Annotated in this window: 13 protein-coding genes; 10 read left to right on the forward strand and 3 right to left on the reverse strand. The window is 71.5% G+C overall.

What is annotated here, in order from left to right:
• Nucleotides 1-114 precede the first annotated feature (114 nt).
• Nucleotides 115-1,173, forward strand: a complete 1,059-nt coding sequence (disA, locus tag ACWCO8_RS10585; RefSeq protein WP_362015852.1) for a DNA integrity scanning diadenylate cyclase DisA — start codon at nucleotides 115-117, stop codon at nucleotides 1,171-1,173.
• Between the two features lie 82 nt (nucleotides 1,174-1,255).
• Here the strand turns inward: disA and ACWCO8_RS10590 are convergent, their stop codons facing one another.
• Nucleotides 1,256-2,080, reverse strand: coding sequence for a hypothetical protein (locus ACWCO8_RS10590; RefSeq protein WP_451031947.1), 825 nt, complete (start codon nucleotides 2,078-2,080; stop codon nucleotides 1,256-1,258).
• Nucleotides 2,081-2,239: 159 nt separating this feature from the next.
• Here ACWCO8_RS10590 and ACWCO8_RS10595 point away from each other — a divergent pair, with 159 nt between their 5' ends.
• The 6 genes from ACWCO8_RS10595 to cseC all read left to right on the forward strand — a co-directional run bounded on the left by ACWCO8_RS10595 (nucleotide 2,240) and on the right by cseC (nucleotide 7,607).
• Nucleotides 2,240-2,902: a phosphatase PAP2 family protein gene (locus ACWCO8_RS10595; RefSeq protein ID WP_451031948.1), complete on the forward strand. Its 663-nt coding sequence runs from the start codon at nucleotides 2,240-2,242 to the stop codon at nucleotides 2,900-2,902.
• A gap of 54 nt (nucleotides 2,903-2,956) precedes the next feature.
• Nucleotides 2,957-3,940, forward strand: coding sequence for an A/G-specific adenine glycosylase (locus ACWCO8_RS10600; RefSeq protein ID WP_451031949.1), 984 nt, complete (start codon nucleotides 2,957-2,959; stop codon nucleotides 3,938-3,940).
• A 212-nt stretch (nucleotides 3,941-4,152) separates the two neighbouring features.
• Nucleotides 4,153-4,716, forward strand: a complete 564-nt coding sequence (locus tag ACWCO8_RS10605; protein WP_362015665.1) for a SigE family RNA polymerase sigma factor — start codon at nucleotides 4,153-4,155, stop codon at nucleotides 4,714-4,716.
• On the forward strand, nucleotides 4,704-5,408 hold the full coding sequence (locus ACWCO8_RS10610; RefSeq protein WP_451031950.1) for a hypothetical protein: 705 nt from the start codon (nucleotides 4,704-4,706) through the stop codon (nucleotides 5,406-5,408). The genes ACWCO8_RS10605 and ACWCO8_RS10610 overlap by 13 nt, the downstream gene beginning before the upstream one ends.
• 94 nt (nucleotides 5,409-5,502) lie before the next feature.
• Nucleotides 5,503-6,207 carry a two-component system response regulator CseB gene (gene cseB / locus ACWCO8_RS10615; RefSeq protein ID WP_451031951.1) on the forward strand — a complete coding sequence of 235 codons (705 nt, stop codon included), beginning with the start codon at nucleotides 5,503-5,505 and terminating at the stop codon, nucleotides 6,205-6,207.
• 56 nt (nucleotides 6,208-6,263) lie between these two features.
• Nucleotides 6,264-7,607 carry a two-component system sensor histidine kinase CseC gene (cseC, locus tag ACWCO8_RS10620; protein WP_362015673.1) on the forward strand — a complete coding sequence of 448 codons (1,344 nt, stop codon included), beginning with the start codon at nucleotides 6,264-6,266 and terminating at the stop codon, nucleotides 7,605-7,607.
• A 70-nt stretch (nucleotides 7,608-7,677) separates the two neighbouring features.
• On the opposite strand, the gene ACWCO8_RS10625 is transcribed toward cseC, so the two are convergent.
• Nucleotides 7,678-9,255 (reverse strand): MDR family MFS transporter, encoded by a 1,578-nt coding sequence (locus ACWCO8_RS10625; protein WP_451031952.1) that lies wholly within the window; start codon nucleotides 9,253-9,255, stop codon nucleotides 7,678-7,680.
• Between the two features lie 142 nt (nucleotides 9,256-9,397).
• Here ACWCO8_RS10625 and ACWCO8_RS10630 point away from each other — a divergent pair, with 142 nt between their 5' ends.
• Nucleotides 9,398-9,952 (forward strand): TetR/AcrR family transcriptional regulator, encoded by a 555-nt coding sequence (locus ACWCO8_RS10630; protein ID WP_362015678.1) that lies wholly within the window; start codon nucleotides 9,398-9,400, stop codon nucleotides 9,950-9,952.
• Nucleotides 9,953-9,966: 14 nt separating this feature from the next.
• On the opposite strand, the gene ACWCO8_RS10635 is transcribed toward ACWCO8_RS10630, so the two are convergent.
• Nucleotides 9,967-10,680, reverse strand: a complete 714-nt coding sequence (locus tag ACWCO8_RS10635; RefSeq protein ID WP_362015680.1) for a M23 family metallopeptidase — start codon at nucleotides 10,678-10,680, stop codon at nucleotides 9,967-9,969.
• A gap of 474 nt (nucleotides 10,681-11,154) precedes the next feature.
• Here ACWCO8_RS10635 and ACWCO8_RS10640 point away from each other — a divergent pair, with 474 nt between their 5' ends.
• Together ACWCO8_RS10640 and ACWCO8_RS10645 are read left to right on the forward strand one after the other, a co-directional pair.
• Nucleotides 11,155-14,238 (forward strand): NACHT domain-containing protein, encoded by a 3,084-nt coding sequence (locus ACWCO8_RS10640; protein ID WP_451031953.1) that lies wholly within the window; start codon nucleotides 11,155-11,157, stop codon nucleotides 14,236-14,238.
• A 28-nt stretch (nucleotides 14,239-14,266) separates the two neighbouring features.
• The gene (locus ACWCO8_RS10645; protein WP_451031954.1) at nucleotides 14,267-14,599 is read left to right on the forward strand and encodes a trypco2 family protein; all 333 of its coding nucleotides are present in this window, start codon (nucleotides 14,267-14,269) and stop codon (nucleotides 14,597-14,599) included.

Genomic DNA, 14,599 nt, shown 5'->3' on the forward strand with positions numbered 1-14,599 from the left:
GCAAACGGTGTGCGAATCCCGCGCGGGGCGGTGTCGCTAGACTTTGCCCTGGTCTCGCCCATCCGTACGAGCCGGAGGAGAGCAGTGGCAGCCAAGGACGGGAACGAAGCGCTGATGCGCGCGGCCCTCAGCGCGGTCGCTCCCGGCACCGCACTGCGTGACGGCCTCGAGCGCGTTCTGCGGGGCAACACCGGTGGTCTGATCGTGCTCGGCATGGACAAGACGGTGGACTCGATGTGCACCGGCGGCTTCGTGCTCGACGTGGAGTTCACGGCGACGCGCCTGCGTGAGCTGTGCAAGCTCGACGGCGGGCTCGTCCTCGACAAGGACATCTCCAAGATCCACCGGGCCGGTGTCCAGCTCGTTCCGGACGCCTCCATCCACACCGAGGAGACCGGCACCCGCCACCGCACGGCGGACCGGGTCTCCAAGCAGTGCAACTTCCCGGTCGTCTCGGTCTCCCAGTCGATGCGGCTCATCGCGATCTACGTGAACGGTGAGCGCCGCGTCCTGGAGGAGTCCGCCGCGATCCTCTCCCGGGCCAACCAGGCGCTCGCGACCCTGGAGCGGTACAAGCTCCGGCTCGACGAGGTCGCCGGCACGCTCTCCGCCCTGGAGATCGAGGACCTGGTGACCGTCCGGGACGTCACGGCCGTCGCCCAGCGCCTGGAGATGGTCCGCCGGATCGCCACCGAGATCGCCGAGTACGTCGTCGAGCTCGGCACCGACGGCCGGCTTCTCTCGCTCCAGCTGGACGAGTTGATCGCGGGCGTGGAGCCCGAGCGCGAGCTCGTCGTCCGGGACTACGTGCCGGAGCCGACGGCCAAGCGCTCGCGCACGGTCGCGGAGGCGCTCACCGAGCTCGACGCGCTCTCCCACGCCGAGCTGCTCGAACTGCCCATCGTGGCCCGCGCCCTGGGCTACAGCGGCTCCCCCGAGACCCTCGACTCCGCGGTCTCCCCGCGCGGCTACCGGCTCCTCGCCAAGGTCCCGCGGCTGCCCGGCGCGATCATCGAGCGGCTCGTGGAGCACTTCGGCGGCCTGCAGAAGCTGCTCGCGGCCAGCGTCGACGACCTCCAGACCGTCGACGGCGTCGGCGAGGCGCGGGCGCGCAGCGTCCGCGAGGGCCTCTCCCGACTCGCGGAGTCCTCGATCCTGGAGCGGTACGTCTAGGAGCGCGCACGCCTAAGCGCACGCACAGCACGCGGAAGGGGCGGTACGGGATCGGATCCCGTACCGCCCCTTCCGCGTGGCGTCAGTCCTTCGCCAGCGTGAACACGGCCGGAGTCACCTTCACGCCCGGCACGGCCGCCTCCGCCAGGTACGTTCCCGGCCCCACCGGGCCCGCCGGGGGCGTGGCGCACTGCGGGGCGCTGCGGGCGCGGTCCCACTCCACGGTGTGCGTGATCGTGGAGCCCGCCGGGATCCGGAGCAGGACGGCGTCGGCCGGGCGCGGGCAGTCCTGTGAGGACCAGACCTCGTCGTCCTTGTTGTCACTGATCGTCAGGACCGAGCTCTTCGGGCCGAAATCGGCCTTGCACTCGGTGGCCGAGGTGTTCTTGGCGACCAGCTGGAAGCGCGGCTTCTCGCCCGGCGCGTACGAGACCTTGGCGCTGCGCAGGGTCAACTGGAGTGCGCCGGGGGCGCAGTTCGGCAGCGGAGAATTGGCCGGAACCTGCTGTCCCGCGCCCGTACCCGCGCCGTCGCCGCCCCCGCCGTCGGTGTCGCCGTTCTTGCCGCCGCCCTCGGTGCCGGCGTCCGCGCCCGTGCTCGTACCGGCGCTCGCCCCCGCGTCCGCACCGCCGTCGCCACCGGAGTTGTCACCGGAGTCGCCCGACTCGTCGCGGCCGCCCGGGTGTTGGCTGATCGCGGGACCGGAGCCGGACGGCCCGGGGGTGATCGAGGGCGCGGGAGAAGAGCCGTTGGCGGCGTCGTTGCCCTTCTTCCCGCCGCCGCCACCGGAGGTGACGGCCCAGAGGGCGACCAGTGCCACGAGGGCGATCAGGCACAGCGCGACCGCCCTCCGTCGCCAGTAGATGGAGGAGGGAAGCGGCCCGACCGGATTGCGCAGTGATCCCACGCCACGAACCTTACGAGAGATCGGCGCCAACTCCCGCCCCACCCGCCGCCCCAGGCATCAAGTTTTGCCGATGATCACATCCCCCCCACTTTCGTCAGGGGTGGTCGTGGTCCTTCGGCCCGGGTGGCGGGCATCGGCCGGCGCCTAGCGTCGCCTGCCATGGACACCCTCGACACCGTCTCCGACGATCTCTATCGCGACGTCACGGACTTCGCCCACGCGACCCCGCACTGGTTCCGGCTGCTCGCCGAGGTGTGGACGGAGGCCGGGCTGCTCCTCTTCGGCGTGCTGTTCCTGGCCGGCTGGTGGCGCGCCAGGTCCGCGCCGGGCGGCGCGATGGCGCTCGCGCTGCTCGCCCCGCTCGCGACGGCCTTCGGTTACGTGGTGAGCGAGGCGCTCAAGTCGGTGGTGGACGAGGAGCGTCCGTGCCGGGCGGTCGTCGGCGCGCCCGCCTCGCTCGTACCGTGCCCGCCGACCGGCGACTGGTCCTTCCCCAGCAACCACGCCGCCATCGCGGGGGCGGCGGCCGTGGCGCTCGCGCTGTCCTGGCGCGGGCTCGTGTGGCTGACCGTGCCGATGGCGCTGCTCATGGCGTTCTCCCGGGTCTTCGTGGGCGTCCACTACCCGCACGACGTGGTCGTCGGCCTGCTGGTCGGCGGGGCGGTCGCGTTCCTGGTCGTCAAGGGGGCGAACCGGCCGGTCCGGGCGCTGGTGGAGACGGCGCGATCGAGCCGGAACGGCGCCGTGGTGTGGTGCGCGGGGCGCGGGCCGCGCTCGCATGCCCCCCCGCGCCCCGGGGGCGTACGCCACGGCGCGTACTGAACGCGCGTGGGGCGGGCGTCGGACGTGTGCCGGACGTGCCAGGATCGGAGGGCGATGACTTCCACCGATGCCTCCTCCCCCGCGTCCACAGCCGTTTCCACCGCCGTTTCCACCGCCGTGGCGGCCTCCGGGTCGACCGCGTTCGAAGCCCCGGCCGGCGCGGCGCCCGCCGCGCTGCACGGGCCCGTCCTCGCCTGGTTCGACCGGCACGCCCGCGACCTGCCCTGGCGGCGCCCCGAGGCGGGGGCGTGGTCCGTGATGGTCAGCGAGTTCATGCTCCAGCAGACCCCGGTCGTCCGGGTCCTGCCGGTGTACGAGCAGTGGCTGGCGCGCTGGCCGCGCCCGGCCGACCTGGCCGCCGACGCGCCCGGCGAGGCCGTCCGCGCCTGGGGCCGGCTCGGCTACCCGCGCCGTGCGCTGCGGCTGCACGCGGCGGCGGTGGCCATAACGGAGCGGCACGGCGGCGATGTGCCGCGCGAGCACGCGGCGCTGCTCGCGCTGCCCGGGATCGGGGAGTACACGGCGGCGGCGGTGGCCTCGTTCGCGTACGGGCAGCGGTATCCGGTCCTCGACACGAACGTGCGCCGGGTCTTCGCGCGGGCGGCGACCGGCGTGCAGTACCCGCCGAACGCCACGACCGCCGCCGAACGCAGGCTCGCCCGGGAGCTGCTCCCCGAGGACGAGGGCACGGCGGCGCGCTGGGCGGCGGCCTCGATGGAGCTGGGCGCGCTGGTGTGCACGGCGAAGAACGAGGACTGCGCGCGGTGCCCGATCGCCGACCGGTGCGCGTGGCGACTGGCCGGAAAGCCCGCCCACGACGGGCCGCCCCGGCGCGGACAGACGTACGCGGGCACCGACCGCCAGGTGCGCGGCCGCCTGCTCGCCGTGCTGCGGGACTCGGCGGGCCCTGTGTCACAGGCCGCTCTCGACGCGGTCTGGGACGAGCCGGTGCAGCGCGCCCGCGCCCTCGACGGCCTGGTCGCGGACGGCCTGGTGGAGCCCCTGGAGAACGCGGAGTACCGCCTGCCGCAGGGGTGAGGCCGGAGCGGCCCGTGCCTCCGCGCGGGCCGGGCGCAGGCCGAGTCCGGGCCGGGCAAGCCCCGCCCTATACCCACTCCAGCGCCCTGTTACACAACCGATGGACAGCCGTGCGTCCGCCGACGGCTGGGGCGCACAACCTCGTGACAACAGCTCCGTAGCGTCATCGACGTCAAGCAAACGAGCTGGTCACGGGGATGGAGGCGGTCGGTATGTCGCACGGCGAGGTGCTCGACTTCGAGGAGTACGTACGGACTCGGCAGGACGCGCTGCTGCGCAGTGCCCGCCGGCTCGTGCCCGACCCGGTCGACGCCCAGGACCTCCTCCAGACCGCTCTCGTCCGGACGTACGGCCGCTGGGACGGCATCGCGGACAAGTCGCTCGCCGACGCCTACCTCCGCCGGGTGATGATCAACACCCGGACCGAGTGGTGGCGGGCGCGCAAGCTCGACGAGGTCCCCACCGAGCAGCTGCCCGACGCGTCCGTCGACGACGCCACCGAGCAGCACGCGGACCGCGCGCTCCTCATGGACATCCTCAAGGTGCTCGCCCCGAAGCAGCGCAGCGTCGTCGTCCTGCGGCACTGGGAACAGATGAGCACGGAGGAGACGGCCGCCGCGCTCGGCATGTCGACGGGTACGGTGAAGTCCACGCTCCACCGCGCCCTGGCCCGACTGCGTCAGGAACTGGAGAGCCGTGGCGTCGAGGACGCCCGTGCTCTGGAGCGCTCGACCGTACGACGTCACGAACGGGGGCAGGACCGGTGCGCGGCCTAGGCGCCAGAATCGACGGCGACGACGGGTCCGGCGGCCCGCGCCGCCGGACCTTCACGGCGGCGAGCATCACGGCGGTGGCCGTGCTCGCCGCCGTCGCCGTGCTCATGACCGCCTGCTCCACCGGCGGTACGGGCTCCCGGGACGAGGGCGCCGCCCGTACGGACGAGGTGGCCTCGGCCGTCCCCGCGCCGACCTCCCCCTCTCCCTCCTCCGGTCAGATGCCCGCCAAGCGGGTCGACCCGATCGCGCTGCTCAAGGCCGACCCGAAGATCGGCTCGCGGCTGAAGGACGATCTGAAGCCCTGCGTCGCCGACCAGTACCCCGTGGACACCTCGTACGGGAACCTGACGAACGGGACCTCGCCCGATGTCGTCGTCAACGTGATGACCTGCGGTGACGCCGTCGGTATCGGCACGTTCGTGTACCGCGAGAACGGCGACGGCTACAAGAACGTCTACATGGTCGAGGACGCGGCCGTGTACGCCACGATCGACCGGGGCGACCTGGTCGTGACCAAGCAGGTGTACGCGAAGGGCGACCCGGTGGCCTACCCCTCCGGCGAGGACGTGATCACGTACCGCTGGTCGGGCAGCAAGTTCACCCAGCACGACTGGGTGCACAACGACTACAGCCGCGCGGTCGGCGACGGGGGGCTCGACGTCCCGCCGACGCCCGTGCCGAGCGGCGGCTGAACGAGAGCCCGGTTGAACGAGAGCTGCGGTGGAACAAGACCGCGGTGGAACAAGAGCCGCGGTGGGACGAGAACGTGAAGTGAGAGGGCGCGCGATGGCCGAGACCCATGTGCTGTTCGTCGAGGACGACGACGTCATCCGCGAAGCCACCCAGCTGGCGCTGGAGCGGGACGGCTTCGTGGTGACCGCCATGCCCGACGGCCTGTCGGGCCTGGAGGCGTTCCGGGCGGACCGCCCCGACATCGCGCTGCTCGACGTGATGCTGCCAGGCATGGACGGCGTGAGCCTGTGCCGCCGCATCCGCGACGAGTCGACCGTGCCCGTGATCATGCTCTCCGCGCGCGCCGACTCCATCGACGTCGTCCTGGGCCTGGAGGCCGGGGCCGACGACTATGTGACCAAGCCCTTCGACGGTTCCGTGCTCGTGGCCCGGATCCGGGCCGTGCTGCGCCGCTTCGGCCACGCCGGCGGCCCGGCGGCCGGCGACGCGGGCGAGGACGACGGGCCGGAGGGCGGCCTGCTGGTCTTCGGGGACCTGGAGGTCGACACCGAGGGCATGGAGGTCCGCAGGGGCGGCGCGCCCGTGGGTCTGACGCCGACGGAGATGCGGCTGCTGCTCGAGTTCTCGTCCGCGCCGGGCACGGTCCTGTCGCGGGACAAGCTCCTGGAGCGGGTCTGGGACTACGGCTGGGGCGGCGACACCCGGGTGGTGGACGTCCATGTGCAGCGGCTGCGCACCAAGATCGGCCAGGACCGGATCGAGACGGTCCGCGGCTTCGGCTACAAGCTCAAGGGATGACTCAGGGGATGACTCACGGGATGACCTCCGCCGATGTGTGAGAAGCAGGTCGGCAGGTGAGGCCGCCGGCCCTCCGTACCGGTGTGCGCTGGAAGATCGCCGTCGCCATCGCGGCCGTCGGCGCGCTCATCGCCGTCACGCTCAGCCTGGTCGTCCACAACTCGGCGCGCGTCTCGATGCTCGACAACGCGCGCGAGGTACAGATGGAGCGGCTCCTCTTCGCGCAGCGGATGTACGAGAGCTCCAAGCCGAAGGAGCCCCGGTTCGGCACCAAGATCAACGACCCGATGCTGCCGCCCCAGCTCGACCAGCTGATGCGCGACAAGCGGCGCGGCACGTTCGTCCAGGAGCACAGCCACGGCGGTCCGCCGGACGTCTGGGCGGCCGTGCCGCTCGCCAACGGCGACGTGCTGTCCCTGCACATCCCGTTCGCCGACCGCAGCGCGGCGATCATGAAGGATCTCGACCGCGCCCTGATCATCGGCTCCGTCTCGGTCGTCTTCGGCGGCTGCGCGCTCGGTGTGCTCATCGGCGGCCAGCTCTCGCGCCGGCTCCGCAAGGCCGCCGCCGCGGCCGGCCGGGTCGCGCAGGGCAATACGGACGTACGGGTACGGGACGCGATCGGCGGAGTCGTCCGCGACGAGACCGACGAGCTGGCCCGCGCGGTCGACGCCCTGACCGACGCGCTCCAGGAACGGATCGAGGCCGAGCGCCGGGTCACCGCCGACATCGCGCACGAGCTGCGCACCCCGGTGACCGGTCTGCTCACGGCGGCGGAGCTGCTGCCTCCGGGGCGCCCCACCGAGCTCGTACGGGACCGGGCGCAGGCCATGCGCACGCTGGTCGAGGACGTCCTGGAGGTCGCCCGCCTCGACAGCGCCTCGGAGCGCGCCGAGCTCCAGGAGATCGCCCTCGGGGAGTTCGTGGAGCGCCGGGTGCGGGCGCTCGACCCGGAGGCGGTCGTGCACGTGGTGCACGAGTCCTGGGTGAGCACGGACCCGCGGCGCCTGGAGCGGATCCTCGGCAACCTGCTCGCCAACGCGGCCAAGCACGGCAAGCCCCCGGCGGGGGCGGACGGGCCCGCGCGGCCGGTCGAGGTCACGGTCGAGGGCCGGGTGGTACGGGTCCGGGACCACGGCCCCGGCTTCCCCGAGGCGCTGCTGCGCGAGGGCCCGAGCCGGTTCCGTACCGGTGCGAGCGACCGCGCGGGGCACGGCCACGGGCTCGGCCTGACGATCGCGGCGGGGCAGGCCCGGGTCCTCGGGGCCCGGCTGACGTTCCGCAACGCGGCTCCGGAGGGCACTCCCCGGGGGGCGGGGGGCGCGATCGCGGTGCTCTGGCTGCCGGACCACGCTCCGACGAACACGGGGAGCTTCCCGATGATCAACTTCGCGGACTGAGAGCTGTAGATACGGGAGAGGGCCCCGGCACCTGTGGTGCGCCGGGGCCCTCCCCTACATACAGCCTTCGTCAGACCGTCTCGGCGACCTTCGCCTGCTCGCCGTCCGTCGCCTGCGGCTTCTTCGCCTCCGGTCCGGCGCCGCGCAGGGCGACCTCCTTGACCAGGAAGGCGAGGACGAAGCCGACGACCGCGATCGCCGCGCCGACCAGGAAGGCCGAGTGCGTACCGGCGGCCACCGCGTGCTGGTACGCCTCGCGCAGCGCCTCCGGCAACTTCGCGAGGGAGGCCGCGTCGAGCTGGGCGGACTGCTGGGTCAGCTCCGAGCCGCCGCGCGACGCCATCTCGTCCTGGACCCGGCTCGTGAAGAGCGCGCCCATGATCGCGACGCCGAAGGAGGAGCCGAGGGTGCGGAAGAGCGTGGTCGAGGAGGAGGCGACGCCCATGTCCTTCATCTCGACGCTGTTCTGCGCGACGAGCATCGTGATCTGCATCAGGAAGCCCATGCCGGCGCCGAGCACCGCCATGTAGACGCCGGAGGTCAGGCGGGAGGTGTCGGTGTCCATCTGCGCGAGCAGGAACAGGCCGATCACCATCAGGGCCGTACCGATGATCGGGAAGATCTTGTACTTGCCGCTGTTGGTGGTGATCCGGCCGGAGATCAGCGAGACGACCATCATCGCGAGGAGCATCGGCAGGAGCAGCAGGCCGGAGTTGGTCGCGGAGGCGCCCTGGACGGACTGCTGGAAGAGCGGCAGGAAGAGGACCGCGCCGAACATCACGAAGCCGGTGAGGAAGCCGATCACCGACATGAGGGTGAAGTTGCGGCTGCGGAAGATGTGCAGCGGGACGACCGGGTCGGCCGCGCGGGTCTCGGCCCAGAGGAACGCGGCGAGCGCGAGGACACCGGTGACCGAGAGGCCGACGATGGTCGCGGAGCCCCAGGCGTACTCCGTACCGCCCCAGGTGGTGACCAGGACGATCGCGGTGATGCCGACGGTCAGTAGCCCGGCGCCGAGGAAGTCGATCCGGGTGGAGCGGTCGCGCTCCTTCTTCGGCAGGTGGAGCACGGCGGTGACCATCGCGAGGGCGACGGCGCCGAGCGGCAGGTTGATGTAGAAGGACCAGCGCCAGCCCCAGTGGTCGGTGATGGTGCCGCCGACCAGCGGTCCGCCGATCATGGCGAGGGCCATCACGCCGGCCATCATGCCCTGGTACTTGCCGCGCTCACGGGGCGGGATCAGGTCGCCGATGATCGCCATGACGCCGACCATCAGACCGCCGGCGCCCAGGCCCTGGACGGCGCGGAAGCCGATGAGCTGGCCCATGTCCTGGGCCATGCCGCTGAGCGCCGAGCCGACCAGGAAGATCACGATCGAGGTGAGGAAGACGCTCTTGCGCCCGAACATGTCGCCGAGCTTGCCCCAGATCGGGGTGGAGGCGGCGGTGGCCAGGGTGTAGGCGGTCACGACCCAGGAGAGGTGCGCGAGGCCGCCGAGCTCGCCGACGATGGTCGGCATCGCGGTGCCGATGATCATGTTGTCGAGCATCGCGAGCAGCATCGCGATCATCAGGGCGAGGAGGACGACGCGGACGCTGCGCGGCTGCTCCGCCTCCGGCGCCGTCTTGGCTTCAGGTGTGGTGGTCATGTCGTCCGCTGCTCCCGTGTCCCCTGCTCCCGACGCCCGCCGGGGTGCTTACTTGCCGACCGGCTAGTTACTACACTGGGGAAGGTAGACCCGTAACTAGCCGGGCGTCAAGTAAGTAAGAGCGTGTGGGAGCGAGCAGACCATGGCCAGAGGCAACACCCGCCAGCGCATCCAGGACGTGGCGCTCGAACTCTTCGCCGAACAGGGGTACGAGAAGACCTCACTGCGGGAGATCGCCGAGCGTCTCGACGTCACGAAGGCGGCGCTGTACTACCACTTCAAGACAAAGGAAGACATCCTCATCGGGCTCTTCCAGGACCTCACCCGTCCCATGGACGAGCTGATCGAGTGGGCGCGGACGCAGCCGCGCACGCTGGAGACCCGCCAGGAGGTACTGCGCCGCTACCAGCACGCACTCCTCGACGCGGCCCCGCTCTTCCGCTTCATGCAGGAGAACCAGGCCACGGTACGGGAGCTCAGCATCGGCCTCACGTTCAAGGAACGCATGATCGAGCTGACGGGCCTGGTGCAGGAGCCGGACTTCGCGATGGTCGACCGGGTGCGGTGCGTGAGCGCGATCTTCACGCTGCACGCGGGCACCTTCTTCATGCAGAACGTCGAGGGCGACACCGAGGAGAAGCACGAAGCCGTCCTCGAGGTCGCCCTCGATCTGCTGAGCCAGGCGCATCACGCCTGATCACAGTCTGTATGTCAGATGGTGACGCCCACCGAACGCAGGAACGCGGCCGGGTTGAGGGCGGAGCCGTAGTTCGGGGTCGTACGGATCTCGAAGTGCAGGTGCGGGCCGGAAGAGTTGCCGGTGTTGCCGGACAGGGCGATCTTCTGGCCGGCGCCGACCTTCTGGCCGACGTGGACCTGGATCTTCGACAGGTGCGCGTACTGCGAGTACTTGCCGTTGGCGTGCTTGACGACGATGGCGTTGCCGTACGCGGGGCCGTCGCCGCCGCCGTTCGGGCCGGCCTTCACGACGGTGCCGGCGCCGGCGGCCTTGACCGGGGTGCCGGTCGGGACGGCGAAGTCCTGGCCGGAGTGCTTGTGGGCCCACATGGCGCCGCCCTGGTTGAAGCTGGCGCTCAGGGTGTAGCCGCCGACCGGCTTGACCCAGGAGGGGGCCTTCTTGGCGGCGACCGGAGCGGCCTTGACCTTGACCACCTTGGCGACGGCCGCCTTCTTCGCGGCGGCGGCCTTCTGGGCGGCCGCGAGCTGGGCGGTGGCGGCGTGAGCCTGGGCGTCGGCCTGCGCGGCGACGGCAGCGGACGCACCGGTCGCGGCAGTCGCGATCGGGGCCTTGCCCTCGGCGGCGAAGGCGGACCCTGCTCCGGCGACCAGCGACACTCCCAGACCCGCGGTGGCGAGAGCGACGGCGGTGACTCGGGCGGCGGGGTTCATAACGCGCTTCGACATACGGGGGAAAACCTCCGGACAGAAAGGGACCCGACGCGAGCAGTGCGCCGGGCGGGCTTGCTCATCCTTGGTAACCCGGACCCCCATCCGGCGTAAACCACCCCATCTACGACATTGCGTCGTAGCGGCGGGCGGGGAAGTTCAGCCCTTGACCAGCCGGGGCCGCGCCTTCGAAATCGGACATACCGACACAAGAGAACTGGTTTATCCGCACGTCGGACTCGCCAGAAACCGTCCATCAGGCCCCTCCGCGCACGGTTCGGGTGGCCTCGGGACCAAAGTCCCGGGGTCGGCGCCCTGAACGTCCCGAAAGGGCACCAAACGCCACCACTATTCCGTCTAGTACCCCTCGAAACGCCTGTGCGCCTTGTCACGGCGCCGCCCCCGCCAATGGGACCTGGGTCACGCAACCGAGGCCTTCTGGATCACGTCCGGGACTACGCTGACGCCGTCGGGCACCAAGGGGGGACACCAATGGATCCGTCAGTCATCGGCACGCGCCTCGCCTCCGCGGCGATGGCCCCGATCCTGAAGAAACTGCTGGTCAGCGACGGTCCGGGAGCCGGCCTGCCGGGCCCGGCCCGGCGCATCCGGCTCTCGGGGCTGGTCTCCTTCCGCGGCGAGAAGCGCACGCTGACGGAGAAGGACGTCCGCAAGCTCGCGGCGACGCTCGTCGAGCGCGCGGTGGCGGGCCCCGGCGAGCCGCCGTTCCCGGCGGACGAGACCGAGGCCCTCACCGACACCCTGGCCGCGACCCTGCTCGCGCTCGGCGACCTCGACATGGACGACGTCCAGGCCGTCCACCTGGGCACCGCGGCCCTTGCCAAGCGCCTGCGCGCGGCGGCCCCGGCCCCGGACGGCCTGTCGACGGACTCCGTCCACTTCCTCGGCTCGCTGACGGAGTGGGCCTGCGTCCACATCCTGGAGTTCTTCACCCAGCGCTCCACCTTCGTGCCCCGCGCGCTGGTCGAGCAGACCCGCGGGCAGGCGGAGCTGAACGCCAAGGTCGACGAGGTCATCCGGCGCACGCCCCGGGTGGACGCGCGGGACGCGGAGTTCGAGCGGCGGTACCTGGCGTATGTCGCGAGGAAGCACGGGAGCCTTCAGATCTATGGGGTGGACCTGGAGGGGGCTCCGGAGAAGTGGCCGCTGGACGTGGCGTATCTGTCGCTGGAGGTGAGGACGCCTGAGTTCGTGGTGAGGTCCGAGGCCAGAAGGCGGCCTGCCGGCCCGAGCGAGCAGGGTGCCCGCCCATCGGCCGGGATCGCGGGCTCCGCCTTCTCCCGCGCGGTCTCCCACGCCGACCGGCTGCCGGACGGCCCCTACACGTGGGTCATGGACGAGTACGGCACCTTCGTGCTGACCAATGGCGCCCATCTCAGGGGAGGCACCGCCGACCAGGCCCTCGCCCGGCACGACAAAGTCCTGCTCCGCGGTCTCGCCGGGTCAGGGAAGACGACGCTCGTCCAATGGCTGGCCGTCTCGGCCACCCGCGCGGACCTCGCGGACGACATGGCGTACCTCCGCGACCGCATCCCCTTCGTCCTCCCCCTCCGTACCCTCACCCGCCACGGCGAGCGGCTCCCCACCCCGGACCGCTTCCTCTCCGCCGTCGACTGCCCGCTCTCGCCGCCCGAGGGCTGGGCGGACCGGGTCCTCGCCGCCGGGCGCGGCCTGGTCCTCGTCGACGGCATCGACGAGATCCCCGAGGCGGAGCGCGAGCGCGCTCGCCGCTGGCTCCGCGACCTGCTCGACTCCTACGAGGGCAACCGCTGGCTCGTCACCTCCCGGCCCACCGCCGTAGGCGACGACTGGCTGGCCGCCGACAGCTTCGCCGAGATGACCCTCGCCCCGATGTCGACCGCCGAGGTCACCACCTTCGTACGCCGCTGGCACATGGCGGCCGGCACGGAGGCCGAACGGTACGAGCAGCCCCTCCTCGACGCCCTGCGGACCACCTCCGAGGTCGCCCAGCTCGCCACCAACCCCCTCATGTGCGGTCTGATCTGCGCCCTGCACCGCAGCCGCCGGGGCTTCCTTCCGCGCGGCCGGAAGGCGCTCTACGACGCAGCCCTGTCGATGCTCCTCGCCCGCCGGGACCGCGAGCGGGACATGAGGACGCCGTACGGGATCGAGCTGGGCGAGGCCCCGCAGATCCAGCTGATCCAGCGCATCGCGTACTGGCTGACGCTCAACGGCCGCACGACGATCGACCGTTCGCACGCGGAGTCGGTCGTACGAGAAACAGTGCCGGCCATCACCGAGGCGGCCGGTTACGACCCGGACGCGGTCTTCACCCACCTCCTCCACCGCAGCGGCCTGCTCCGCGAACCGACCGCCGACACGGTCGACTTCGTGCACCGCACCTTCCAGGACTACCTCGCGGCGAAGGCCCTCGTGGACCGCTGGGACATCGGCGTCCTGGCCCAGCACGCGGCCGACGACCAGTGGGAGGACGTCATCCGTATGGCCGTCGGCCACGCGCGCCCGCGCGAATGCGTCGAGATCTTCGAGGAGTTGCTGCACGCGGTCGACGCGGCGCCGGACCGCCGGACCCGGCTGCGGATCCTGGTCGTGGCGGCGACCGCCCTCGACCACGCGACGGAGGTGGCACCGGAGATCCGGGATCGGGTCCTACGCCGGACGGCGGCGATCATCCCGCCGTCCGGGCCGGAGGAGGCGCGGGAGCTGGCGTCGGTGGGTCGGGCGGTCCTGAACCTGCTGCCGGGGCCGGAGGACCTGGACTACGGCGCCGCATTGGCGGTGGTGATCACGGCCACGCACATTACGGACGACGCGGCGCTGCCGTACCTGCGGCAGTTCACCCGCCACCCGTACCTCCTGGTCCGCTCCCAACTCATGTGGGGATGGAACCGTTTCGACTCCTCCGCCTACGCCGACGAGATCATCGCCCGGCTGGACACGTCGGACCTCAACTTCACGGTCATGACCGACGAGAACGCCGCCGACATCCTGCGCCTCGGGCTGCGTCCGGAGGGCCTCGAACTCCGCGGCCGGCTCACCCCGCACGGGGTGGACCTGCTGAGCGACGTGCTCGGCAGCGCCAAGAGCCTGCTCCTCCACGGCGGGATCGCCCGAACGCTCGACTCCCTGCCCGTCGGCGAAGAGCTGGAGTCGCTCTTGCTGGAAGTACGCCCGGACGGAGGCTTCGACGCCCTCCGTCGGCTGACCGGGCTCAAGGGCCTCACCGTACAACCTGCTCTCCGGATGACCTCCGAGGACTGGCGGGTACTGGCCGAACTCCCCCTGCTCACCGTGCTCTCGGTACCCGACGCGGCCCTTCGAGAGGTGCCGGACGAGCTGAGCCTGCCGACCACAGAGCTCTACCTGCAGAGCGAAGGCACGTCCTTGCACGTTGACGTGATCGGCCGCACCTTCCCCGATCTGGTCCATCTCATCATCGGGGGCCTAGGCTCCGATTCCGTCCACGATCTGGCTCCTCTCGCGCCCCTGGAGAAGCTCGTCACCCTCTCGGCCGACGGCGCTCGGTTCACCGGCATCGAGCACCTCCCGCCCGCCGTGGAACCCGAAACGTGAGCTGCCCTCCTCCGATACCTTCACGATCATGACCGACATAGAACTCGCCGACGCCATCGAGTCCGTACGCGATCAGCTGATCGAGGCCGCCGGCCGGGCCACCGGGAAGCCCGTGGCCTTCGAAGTGGGGGACATCGAGATGGAGTTCACGATCGAACTCCGCAAGGAGGTGAAGGGCGGGGCCAAGGTCAAGGCCTGGGTCGTCGAGGCCGGGGCCGATGCCTCCCGGGCGCGGGGCGAGACGCACCGTGTCTCCTTCACGCTCAAGCCGCGCAACGCCACCACCAACGGACCCTGGCTCGTCGGCAACGACGACGCGGGTGACACCTCCGACTTCGGCACGGGTCCCGCGGGTCGATGA

The sequence above is a fragment of the Streptomyces sp. NPDC001927 genome (assembly GCF_053594455.1).

Excerpts from the sequence above, each read along its gene's own strand:
- disA (WP_362015852.1), top strand. The coding sequence starts at position 115 with ATGCGCGCGGCCCTCAGCGCGGTCGCTCCCGGCACCGCACTGCGTGAC.
- ACWCO8_RS10630 (WP_362015678.1), top strand. The coding sequence starts at position 9,398 with ATGGCCAGAGGCAACACCCGCCAGCGCATCCAGGACGTGGCGCTCGAA.
- ACWCO8_RS10645 (WP_451031954.1), top strand. The coding sequence starts at position 14,267 with ATGACCGACATAGAACTCGCCGACGCCATCGAGTCCGTACGCGATCAG.
- ACWCO8_RS10600 (WP_451031949.1), top strand. The coding sequence starts at position 2,957 with ATGACTTCCACCGATGCCTCCTCCCCCGCGTCCACAGCCGTTTCCACC.
- ACWCO8_RS10640 (WP_451031953.1), top strand. The coding sequence starts at position 11,155 with ATGGATCCGTCAGTCATCGGCACGCGCCTCGCCTCCGCGGCGATGGCC.
- ACWCO8_RS10625 (WP_451031952.1), bottom strand. The coding sequence starts at position 9,255 with ATGACCACCACACCTGAAGCCAAGACGGCGCCGGAGGCGGAGCAGCCG.
- ACWCO8_RS10605 (WP_362015665.1), top strand. The coding sequence starts at position 4,153 with ATGTCGCACGGCGAGGTGCTCGACTTCGAGGAGTACGTACGGACTCGG.
- cseB (WP_451031951.1), top strand. The coding sequence starts at position 5,503 with ATGGCCGAGACCCATGTGCTGTTCGTCGAGGACGACGACGTCATCCGC.
- ACWCO8_RS10595 (WP_451031948.1), top strand. The coding sequence starts at position 2,240 with ATGGACACCCTCGACACCGTCTCCGACGATCTCTATCGCGACGTCACG.
- ACWCO8_RS10635 (WP_362015680.1), bottom strand. The coding sequence starts at position 10,680 with ATGTCGAAGCGCGTTATGAACCCCGCCGCCCGAGTCACCGCCGTCGCT.